The following is a 9,118-nucleotide window of genomic DNA, read 5'->3' on the forward strand; positions in this document are numbered from 1 at the left end:
CGACCGCACCCAAGACGGTGGCGCCGACCGCGCCCACCGCCCCCAAGGCGCCCACGGTCGAGCCGGCAGCGAAGACGGCCCTGGTCGACATCAACAGCGCCACCGCCGCCGAACTCGACGCCCTTCCGGGCATCGGCGCCGCCCGCGCCGCCGCGATCATCAAGGGGCGTCCCTACCGCGGCAAGGACGAGCTGCTGTCCAAGAAGATCATCCCGCAGAACGCCTATGACGGCATCAAGGACAAGGTCATCGCCAAGCAGAAGTAGGGCCGGGCAGGCGCAGGCCGATCCGGCCGACGCGACGCAGGCCTGACGCGGCGTGCGGTGACCCCGTGCGCCGCGCAATCCGCCACCTTGCGGGGGTCCGGGCCGGGTGATAGGCGCCGGGGATCACACGAGAAACGCCGTTCGTGGCCCGTCGTCGATCCCAGCGCGGAAACCTTCCGTCCATGCCGCCTTCCACCCGCCTGCATCGCGGCGACCTGCCGGCCGACTACGTCGCCGGCCCGGCCATCGCCATCGACACCGAGACCCTCGGGCTCAACCCCCATCGCGACCGGCTCTGCGTCGTGCAGATCTCGCAGGGCGACGGCAGCGCCGACGTGGTGCAGATCGTTCCCGGCGGCCCGGCTCCGGAGACGCTGATGCGCGTGCTGGCGGACCCCGCCACGCTGAAGATCTTCCACTTCGCGCGCTTCGACCTCGCGGTGCTGTTGCGCGGACTCGGCGTCATGCCGTCGCCCGTCTACTGCACCAAGGTCGCCTCGAAGCTGGCACGCACCTATACCGACCGGCACGGCCTGAAGGACGTGGTCCGCGAACTCGTGGGCGTCGATCTCTCCAAGCAGCAGCAATCCTCCGATTGGGGTGCCGAAACCCTGAGCCAGGCGCAGGTCGATTACGCCGCCTCCGACGTGCTCCACCTCCACGCCGCGCGGGCGCGCCTCGACGCGATGCTGGAGCGGGAGGGCCGCACGGACCTCGCCCGGAACTGTTTCGACTTCCTGCCGACCCGGGCCCGGCTCGATCTGGCCGGCTGGGCGGAGACCGACATCTTCGCGCATGCCTGAGGGCCGGCGCCCCACCCGCGGGCCGCCGTGCGCCGTCGCACATCCCCCATCCGGCGCCTGCGCCATTCCGCCTTTCGGAAGCGCGCAGGCTTGATGGTTTCTCAAGCTTCCGGTCATAACTTCGCCACTGCCCCCGGGCATCCGGCGGTCGACCCAGCCCTGGCGCGCCCCTCGCGGGCGTCGCCGCCGCCGGGGCACGATGTTGGAAAGATCATGTACGTGGGCGCGGCGATCGAGACGGGGCAGACGAGCGGCGGCCGCGTCGATGCGCGCCGGACCCGCGCCCATGCGCGGGCGCGCAACCACAGCAGCCACGTGCGCGCCCTGCGCCGGCTGATCCCCCTCGCCGCCGGGACCGCCGTGCTGGCGCTGGCGGTCGTCACCCTGTTCAATCCCTTCGGGGCCGGCCTGCCCGACGTCTCGATGGGCCAGGTCAGCCTGTCGGGCAGCAAGGTGAAGATGGAGAATCCGCGCCTGTCCGGCTTCCGGAAGGGCGACCGGGGCTACGAGGTCACCGCCACCGCCGCCTTCCAGGACGTGCGCAAGCCGAGCGTGATCGAGCTGCAGGCGATGAAGGGCCAGCTCAACACCGACGACAAGGGCGGCCTCGTCCACCTCGAAGCCGCCTCCGGCGTGTTCGATTCGTCCCGGGAGGCCCTGAACCTCGAGCGCGACATCCGCCTCTGGACCGACAAGGGCGAGGAGATCCGCCTGAAGACGGCCGCCGTCGACTTCAAGGCCGGCAGCGTCCGCTCCAATGAGACCGTCGCGGTCTCGATGCCGAGCGGCACCATCGTGGCCGATACCCTCGAGGTGGTCGACAACGGCCACGTGATCTCCTTCGTCGGCAACGTCCACACCGTGCTGCACGGTCGCGACCCGTCGGGCGGAGAGTCCCGGGACAAGTCCGAAGCCCGGGCCGACGAGGCCCAGGTCGCCGGCCTGCCCGACAGGCCGGCGCGCATCCGGACCACCGCGGCCGAGCCCGAGGACGGGGAGCGCCGCCGGTGATGCGGCCCGCGGCGAAGGGCGTCGTCCCGCACCGGCGCTTCGCGCCCCTCGCGCTCGCCCTGGCGGCCCTGGTGGCGGCGGGGTCGGCCGCGGCGCAGACGGCGCCCGCGGCCCCGCGCAAGGAGAAGGCCGCCTCGCCGCTCGGCAATCTCGGCGGCGGCGGCAAGGAGCCGATCAAGATCGACGCCGACCGGCTCGACGTGTTCGACCGCGAGAACAAGGCGGTCTTCGCCGGCAACGTCGTCGCCGTGCAGGGCGACAGCACCATCCGGTGCTCCAGCATGACGGTGCGCTACAAGCGCGGCAAGGACAAGAAGGAGCCTGCGGAGGCGGGTGCCGAGCCGGCGAGCCAGGCCGAGCGCGCCGCCGGCCTGAACGAGAACAGGATCCAGCGCGTGGAATGCGCCGGCCCGGTCACGGTGGTGCAGAAGGACCAGATCGCCACCGGCGACAACGCCGTGTTCGACCAGGAGGCCAGGCGCATCGTGGTCACCGGCAACGTCATCCTGAGCCAGTGCCAGAACGTCACCCGGGGCTCGCGCCTCGTCTACGACATGAACACCGGCCGGGCGAACATGGACCCGGTGGCGGGCGGGCGGGTCTCCGCCCTGCTGGTGCCGCAGAAGGAGGACGGCGCCAGGGGCAATGGCTGTACGCAGGCCCCCATCGCCGGGCGCGCGGCCAGGCCGCCGGCCGACAAGTCCCCCGCCGAGAAGTCCTCCGAGGCCTCCGCCGAGAAGCCGGCCGGCAAGACCCGGGCCCAGACGAATTGAGTGCCGCCTCGCCGGCGCCCGCCCTGGCGGAGCGCTCCTCCGACCGTGCCGGCGCGCCGCCTGCGCCCTCCCTGATCCGACGGCTGTTCGGCGGCCGCGCCCGCCGCCGGGCGGCCGAGGCGGCCGCCATCGTCGAGGAGGGCGGCGGGCCGGGCATTCTCTGCGTGCGCGGCCTGCGCAAGAGCTACGGCGCCCGCACCGTCGTGCACGAGGCCGGTCTGACCGTGCGGAACGGCGAGGCGGTCGGTCTCCTCGGCCCCAACGGAGCCGGCAAGACGACGATCTTCTACATGATCACCGGTCTCGTCACGGCCGATCGGGGGACGATCACCCTCGACGGCCTGCCGATCACCCAGCTGCCGATGTACCAGCGGGCCCGGCTCGGCATCGGCTACCTGCCGCAGGAGGCCTCGATCTTTCGCGGCCTCACCGTGGAGGACAACATCCGCGCGGTGCTCGAGGTGGCCGAGCCGGACCGCAAGGAGCGCGCCCGCAAGCTCGAATCGCTGCTCGAGGAATTCGACATCGCCCGCCTGCGCAAGTCGCCCTCCATCGCCCTGTCGGGCGGCGAGCGCCGGCGCTGCGAGATCGCCCGGGCGCTGGCCTCCTCGCCGAGCTTCATGCTGCTCGACGAGCCCTTCGCGGGCATCGACCCCATCGCGGTGGGCGACATCCAGGACCTGGTGAAGCACCTCAAGCAGCGCGGCATCGGCGTGCTCATCACCGACCACAACGTGCGCGAGACCCTCGGGCTGATCGACCGTGCCTACATCGCGCATTCGGGCCGGATCCTCACGGAGGGGACGCCCGAGGAGATCGTGGCCAATCCGGAGGCGCGCCGACTCTATCTCGGCGAGGATTTCCGCCTCTAAGCAGGGGATGTCCGCCCCGTCCGGGGGCGTGAGCCCTGCATCCACCTCGTATCCCGCAGATTTTTTTGCCGGCTTCCACGGCCGCGCACCGCACCCCGTCTTGGTGCGGTGCGGGAATTTCCCTTGATCGCAGAAGCTTTTGTTAGTGCGCGCGATGCGAAGCTCGGACCGGGGCGGCACGGCCTCCCCCGTGCTGCTGTCATGGCCTGCCTAATTTGCGTGCAAATAAGGCCCGTCACACTTTGACGTGTGGCTGGGTTGGCGCTAGACCTGGGAGCAGACAAGAGGAAGCAAGATTTGTGCCGAGGCTCGGCTCACGGCGACGTGCGCCGCTGACCTGAGGTGCGACTCACCCGGGGCGACAACCATGAGTCTGCTGCAACGGCTGGAAATGCGCCAGGGGCAAGCCCTGGTGATGACGCCTCAGCTTCTCCAGGCCATCAAGCTCCTCCAACTCTCCCAACTGGACCTCGCCGCCTACGTCGACGCCGAACTCGAGCGCAACCCGCTGCTGGAGCGCGCCGAGGGCGAGAGCGAGATCGAGCGCCCCGCGGCCGAGACGCCGTCCGAATCCTCGGTGGATCGCGAAGGGGACGGCGAGGGCGGCGACTACGAGGGAGGCGACGAGACCTGGATCGCCACCACGCTGACGGCGAGCGGCGCCGACATGGAGAGCGCCCTCGACACCCGCCTCGACAACGTCTTCTCGGACGAGAACCCCACCCATGCCCGCGAGGCCGCCTCCGGCGACATGCTCTCGCTGACGCCGGCCCCCTACGGCAATACCGGCGGCAGCTTCGACGGCGAGGCTCCCGACTTCGAGGCGAGCCTGACCGCCGAGATCTCCCTGCGCGAGCATCTCGGGAGCCAGCTCGATCTCGCCACCCGCGATCCCATGGACCGCCTGATCGGCGGCTTCCTCATCGATGCCGTCGACGATGCAGGCTACCTGCGCGAATCCATCGACGACGTGGCCGAGCGCCTCGGCGCCTCCCTCGACCGGGTCGCCCGGGTGCTGAAGCTGGTCCAGAGCTTCGAGCCGGCCGGCATCGCCGCCCGCGACCTCGCCGAGTGCCTCGCCCTGCAGCTACGCGACCGCGACCGCTTCGACCCGGCCATGCAGGCCCTGGTCTCGCGCCTCGATCTGGTGGCCAAGCGCGACTTCACGGCCTTGCGCCGGCTCTGCGGCGTCGACGACGAGGATCTCGTCGACATGCTGGCCGAGCTGCGCCGGCTCGACCCGAAGCCCGGCCGCGCCTTCGGGGCCCGGGCCGTCGAGGTGCTGATCCCCGACGTCTTCGTGCGCGCCGCGCCCGACGGGTCGTGGCTGGTGGAGCTCAATGCCGAGGCGCTGCCGCGGGTGCTGGTCAACCAGAGCTACTATGCCCGCGTCTCGCGCGGCGCGGTGGCCGAGGGCGACAAGGCCTTCCTGTCGGAATGCCTGCAGACCGCCAACTGGCTGACCCGCAGCCTGGAGCAGCGGGCCCGCACCATCCTCAAGGTCGCCTCCGAGATCGTGCGCCAGCAGGATGCCTTCTTCCTGCACGGCGTCGCGCACCTGCGCCCGCTCAACCTCAAGACCGTGGCCGAGGCGATCGGCATGCACGAATCGACCGTCTCGCGGGTCACCTCCAACAAGTCGATCGGCACCAGCCGCGGTACGCTGGAGATGAAGTACTTCTTCACCGCCGCGATCCCGGGTGCCGCCGGCACCGCCTCGCACTCCTCCGAAGCCGTGCGCCACCGCATCAAGCAGCTCGTGGACGGCGAGGCGCCGAGCGACGTGCTCTCCGACGACGCCCTGGTTCAGAAGCTGCGCGACGAGGGCATCGACATCGCCCGCCGCACCGTCGCCAAGTACCGGGAATCCCTGCGGATTCCCTCCTCGATCGAGCGCCGGCGCGAGCATTTCGCCTACGCGGGCCGCTGAGGCGGCCTCCGGGCGCCGGAATCGGGCCCGATCAGCGGTGCGAGGCCGATCGAGCCCCGGACAGGTCGAGGCCGCTCGGCGGCACCGCGCGCAACCTGTGCGGTCATCCGACCCGATCTCCGCCCCCGGGATCGCCCCATGCCCCTCGCGTTGACTTCTCCGCGCAGGGCTCCTTAACTCGTGGCCCGAAAGCAACGAAAACCGGAGGGATCATGGGGTCATTGCGCGTGACGGGCCACGGCCTGGATCTTGGCGAAGCCCTGCGGGGCCGGGTCGAGGAGCGAATGGCGGCCACCCTCTCGAAATACCTCGACAGCCACATGAGCGGGACCTGCTCCGGCCACGTCACCCTGCGGCGGGACGGAACGGCCTACCGCACCGATTGCGTGCTCCACCTCGTCTCGGGTCTGACCCTGGAAGCGTCCGGCGCCGCGCACGATGCCCATGCGAGCTTCGAACAGACGGCGGACCGCCTCGAAAAGCGCCTGCGGCGCTACAAGCACAAGCTGAAGGATCACGGTGCGGCCGGCCATGACGGCGCGACGGTGCAGGCGGCCTACGCCGTGTTCGCGGCCCCGAGCGAGGCCGACGCCCTCGACCTCGACGAGGACGGCGAGGACGAGGAGGCGGCGCATCCCCCCGTGGTGGCCGAGAGCACCAAGACCCTGAAGCGCCACTCGGTCAGCGAGGCGGTCACCGCCCTCGACCTCACGGGCGCTCCGGTCATCGTGTTCGTTCACGCTGGCACCGGACGCATCAACGTCGTATACCGCCGCACAGACGGGGCCATCGGCTGGGTCGATCCGGCCGAGGCGGCTTCGTAGGCGCGGGTCGGGAACAGAGCCTGAACCCGTCCGATTGAGTCCAAGGGTCGCCCGTGCGGCCCGACCTTTCATGGAGTGGCGGCCGGGTCGGCCGCCGCCGACGGGGCGACGGTCCTTCATGCCAGTGCTGGAATTCCTCTCTCCGGATTCCGTGGTGCCGTCCCTGCGCGTCCGCGCCAAGAAGTCGATGCTGCAGGAGCTCAGCGCTCACGCGGTGCGTCAGCTTCCGGCCCTGGACGAGCGCGAGGTGTTCGAGACCCTGCTGCAGCGCGAGCGCCTGGGCTCCACCGGAATCGGCGACGGCGTCGCCATCCCGCACGGCAAGCTGCCCGGCCTCGACCGGCTGTTCGGCCTCGTCGCCCGGCTGGAGAAACCGGTGGATTTCGATGCCCTCGACGGCCAGCCCGTCGACATCGCCTTCCTGCTCCTGGCTCCCGAGGGCGCCGGCGCCGACCACCTCAAGGCCCTGGCCCAGGTCGCCCGCCTCCTGCGCGAGCCCGGCATCCTGGAGCGCATCCGCGCCGCCCGCGACGCCAGCGCCCTCTACGCGCTGCTCACCCACACCTCGGCCTCGCAGGCGGCATGAGCATGCGTGGTCCGACCCGCGCGGCCGTGGCGGCCGCCCTCCTGCTCGCCGCGATGCCCGCCCTGGCGCAGCAGCGCGGCGCCACCGACACGGCCTGCGCCCGCGACGTCCTGGTGGCCAATTCGATGCAGCGCCAGGCGATCGACCAGCTCGAACAGGCCGGCAGCGAGGCGGCCGACCAGTGCCGCGTCTGGCGCCGGCACGTGGAGACCATGCGCCGGGTGGCCAGCGTCTACGGCCGCTGCCTCTCGGGCGCCGAGCGCACGGACCGCCTCAATCAGGTCCAGACCTCCGAGAAGGAATTTTCGGGGATGATCCGGAGCCAGTGCAAGGGGCTCTGAGCCAGGGACTTCGAGCGAAGGGCCCCGGCCGGCAGACCGAGAGCCAGCGTCTGCGAAGACGCGGGCGCCGGCGCTTCGCCGTGCGATCCGCCTATTCCTGTCCGCGCAGCAGCAGCGGTTCGGCGACCATCTTGATCGGCTTGCGGCGTCCGATCAGGATGGCGGCCCGCGAGCGCTCCGGATCGGCCTCGAAGCGGGTCCGGACCCAGGCCACGAGGAATTTCAGGTATTCCGAGGCCAGGAGCTTGGCCGAGGAGGGATGGTGCCACCAGCGGTCGGCGTCGAAGCCTTCCGCGACCACCGGATGAGGCACGATGCGGTCACCGCCCATCAGGGCGTGGTCGAGTTCCACCAGCGTGCGCGGCATGTGGTAGTTCGAGGTCACCACCGTCACCGTGCTGAAGCGGTGCTGGCGCATCCAGCGCCGGGTCTCGATGGCGTTGCCGATGGTGTTGCGGGCCCGGTAGTCGAGATCGACGCAGCAATCGATCCAGTGCCGCTGGGTCGGATTGAGGCGGGCGATCTCGTCGCGGCTGGTGCGCTCGTTGACGCCGGTGATCAGGAGGCGGCGGCCGTAGCCGTTGGCCAGGAGATCGATGGCGTCGCCGATGCGCTGGGCGCCGCCGGTGAGCGCCACGATGCCGTCGGCCCGGCCCTGCGGCACGCGCTCGTCCCGCTCCAGGCAGGCCACGAAGGCGAGGAAGCCGCAGAACAGCGCGACCGCGCCGGCGGCGGCCAGGCCGAGCGTGGCCCTGGCGGTGGGGCCGAGGCCGGTCCGGGCCGCGAGATCGGAACCAGCCGTGACCGGAGAGAGCCGTACCGAGGCCGGCACGCGGGATGCGGCGTCGGTCCAGGCCCATCCGAAAGCCTCGGAGGGCTTCATGGTGCCGCTGGCTGACATCCGCGTCGTCATTCCCCCAGAGAGTGGCCCCGATTGGGGCGTTCACGAGGCAAGTATCTCCGCCCGGAAAGGTTCACGAAGGGTTAACGGAGTCGGCCGGACCCAACAGGTTCCGCGGCCCCTGTCGCTGACCGCGCCGTCAGGCCAGGAAACGCCGCACGGTGAGGCGGGAGACGATGCCGGTGACCACCGAGGCGATGACGCCGATGAGCAGGACGGCGGCGTAGCCGCGCCAGCCGATGTGGAAGGTCCCGAACAGGGCCTCGATCTCCTCGCCGGCCGGGCCCGAGCGCCAGTTGCGCGCTGCCAGCCCCGCCAGGGCGAAGGCCGCGATCGCCGCGCCGGAGCCGATGATGCCGCCGCGCAGGCCGAGGCCGAAGAAGCGGCGCTGGAAGGCGCGGGCGATGAAGTCGTCGTTGGCGCCCACGAAGTGCAGCACCTCCACCACCTCCCGGTTGCCCGCCATGGCGCCGCGGGTCGCGAAGACCACGGCCAGGCCCGTCGCCACCAGAACCAGCAGAACGATGCCGATGCCGACGCCCACGAAGGTGTTGGCCGCCGTGGAGAGCCGGCGCAGCCAGAGGGCGTGGTCGTCCAGGCTCGCCACCCCGGGCAGGGCTTCCGCGAGGGAACTCCGCAGGGGTTTCAGGTCGGGGGCCGTCTCGGCGAGCTTCAGGGTCACGAGGCGGGGCACCGGCAGGTCCGAGAGGTCGAGGCCGCTGCCGAGCCAGGGCTCGAGCAGGCGCTCGGCCTCCGATTTCGAGAACACCCGCACGGCGGCGATGCCCGGCGTGGCCTTGGCCAGGCCCTC

The 9,118-nt window shown here is 71.2% G+C and carries 11 protein-coding genes; 9 read left to right on the plus strand and 2 right to left on the minus strand.

Features of this window, described 5'->3' with window-relative positions; translation table 11 throughout:
• The 9 genes from AC3WLN_RS22680 to AC3WLN_RS22720 form a co-directional block, all read left to right on the plus strand.
• Window positions 1–266: helix-hairpin-helix domain-containing protein (locus tag AC3WLN_RS22680; RefSeq protein WP_492485056.1), on the plus strand; the 266-nt coding region annotated here is incomplete at its 5' end.
• Window positions 267–448: 182 nt separating this feature from the next.
• A complete protein-coding gene (locus AC3WLN_RS22685) occupies window positions 449–1,069 on the plus strand; it encodes a ribonuclease D (RefSeq protein ID WP_492485058.1) in 621 nt (206 codons plus the stop codon).
• A gap of 213 nt (window positions 1,070–1,282) precedes the next feature.
• The gene (locus tag AC3WLN_RS22690) at window positions 1,283–2,080 is read left to right on the plus strand and encodes a lipopolysaccharide-assembly, LptC-related protein (RefSeq protein WP_492485060.1); all 798 of its coding nucleotides are present in this window, start codon (window positions 1,283–1,285) and stop codon (window positions 2,078–2,080) included.
• Window positions 2,080–2,853 carry an LptA/OstA family protein gene (locus AC3WLN_RS22695; RefSeq protein WP_492485069.1) on the plus strand — a complete coding sequence of 258 codons (774 nt, stop codon included), beginning with the start codon at window positions 2,080–2,082 and terminating at the stop codon, window positions 2,851–2,853. The genes AC3WLN_RS22690 and AC3WLN_RS22695 overlap by 1 nt, the downstream gene beginning before the upstream one ends.
• An 83-nt stretch (window positions 2,854–2,936) precedes the next feature.
• Window positions 2,937–3,725, plus strand: coding sequence for an LPS export ABC transporter ATP-binding protein (lptB, locus tag AC3WLN_RS22700; RefSeq protein WP_243214809.1), 789 nt, complete (start codon window positions 2,937–2,939; stop codon window positions 3,723–3,725).
• A 367-nt stretch (window positions 3,726–4,092) separates the two neighbouring features.
• Window positions 4,093–5,655 carry an RNA polymerase factor sigma-54 gene (gene rpoN, locus AC3WLN_RS22705; RefSeq protein WP_492485062.1) on the plus strand — a complete coding sequence of 521 codons (1,563 nt, stop codon included), beginning with the start codon at window positions 4,093–4,095 and terminating at the stop codon, window positions 5,653–5,655.
• 212 nt (window positions 5,656–5,867) lie between these two features.
• Entirely contained in the window at window positions 5,868–6,479 is a 612-nt protein-coding gene (gene hpf, locus AC3WLN_RS22710; protein ID WP_463771755.1) for a ribosome hibernation-promoting factor, HPF/YfiA family, read from the plus strand.
• A gap of 118 nt (window positions 6,480–6,597) precedes the next feature.
• Complete coding sequence (ptsN, locus tag AC3WLN_RS22715; protein ID WP_055946855.1) at window positions 6,598–7,065, plus strand: PTS IIA-like nitrogen regulatory protein PtsN; 468 nt, start codon at window positions 6,598–6,600, stop codon at window positions 7,063–7,065.
• Window positions 7,066–7,067: 2 nt separating this feature from the next.
• The gene (locus tag AC3WLN_RS22720) at window positions 7,068–7,406 is read left to right on the plus strand and encodes a hypothetical protein (protein ID WP_463771747.1); all 339 of its coding nucleotides are present in this window, start codon (window positions 7,068–7,070) and stop codon (window positions 7,404–7,406) included.
• Between the two features lie 91 nt (window positions 7,407–7,497).
• On the opposite strand, the gene AC3WLN_RS22725 is transcribed toward AC3WLN_RS22720, so the two are convergent.
• Together AC3WLN_RS22725 and AC3WLN_RS22730 are read right to left on the minus strand one after the other, a co-directional pair.
• Window positions 7,498–8,307, minus strand: coding sequence for a YdcF family protein (locus AC3WLN_RS22725; protein WP_492485065.1), 810 nt, complete (start codon window positions 8,305–8,307; stop codon window positions 7,498–7,500).
• A 139-nt stretch (window positions 8,308–8,446) separates the two neighbouring features.
• On the minus strand, window positions 8,447–9,118 hold a 672-nt coding region (locus AC3WLN_RS22730; protein ID WP_492485067.1), incomplete at its 5' end, for a cell division protein FtsX.

Source organism: Methylobacterium sp. FW306-05-D (assembly GCF_058782155.1).

Coding starts and splice junctions, on each gene's coding strand:
- AC3WLN_RS22685 (WP_492485058.1), top strand. CDS start 449: ATGCCGCCTTCCACCCGCCTGCATCGCGGCGACCTGCCGGCCGACTAC.
- AC3WLN_RS22690 (WP_492485060.1), top strand. CDS start 1,283: ATGTACGTGGGCGCGGCGATCGAGACGGGGCAGACGAGCGGCGGCCGC.
- AC3WLN_RS22695 (WP_492485069.1), top strand. CDS start 2,080: ATGCGGCCCGCGGCGAAGGGCGTCGTCCCGCACCGGCGCTTCGCGCCC.
- rpoN (WP_492485062.1), top strand. CDS start 4,093: ATGAGTCTGCTGCAACGGCTGGAAATGCGCCAGGGGCAAGCCCTGGTG.
- hpf (WP_463771755.1), top strand. CDS start 5,868: ATGGGGTCATTGCGCGTGACGGGCCACGGCCTGGATCTTGGCGAAGCC.
- ptsN (WP_055946855.1), top strand. CDS start 6,598: ATGCCAGTGCTGGAATTCCTCTCTCCGGATTCCGTGGTGCCGTCCCTG.
- AC3WLN_RS22720 (WP_463771747.1), top strand. CDS start 7,068: ATGCGTGGTCCGACCCGCGCGGCCGTGGCGGCCGCCCTCCTGCTCGCC.
- AC3WLN_RS22725 (WP_492485065.1), bottom strand. CDS start 8,307: ATGTCAGCCAGCGGCACCATGAAGCCCTCCGAGGCTTTCGGATGGGCC.